Annotated in this window: 1 protein-coding gene; it reads left to right on the plus strand. The window is 59.0% G+C overall.

The annotated features are described in order from the left end of the window. Positions 1-251 (plus strand): hypothetical protein (locus SB717_RS38080; protein ID WP_410908370.1); only part of this gene is annotated, 251 nt, incomplete at both ends.

A 251-nucleotide genomic window follows, 5' to 3' on the forward strand; every position in this document is an offset into this window, starting at 1 on the left:
GAACGGCCTGATGATCATATCGACGCCCAATCGGCCGATTTACTCGCCGCCTGGCGCACCGCCGAATGAATATCATGTGCGCGAGCTCGATCGCGAGGAGTTCGTTCAGTGGCTCAAGACCGGCTTCAAGAACTTCGTGCTTTACGAACAGAAGCCAACGGCAGGTTCAATGCTGTTCCGCGAGGGGCGCAAAGGCGCGCGCGAAGTCACGTACTGGTCGGAGACGGACATAGGCGAATACACGGCGACGG

The organism is Priestia sp. SIMBA_032 (genome assembly GCF_046535215.1).
GTDB classification, from domain to species: domain Bacteria; phylum Bacillota; class Bacilli; order Bacillales; family Bacillaceae_H; genus Priestia; species Priestia aryabhattai.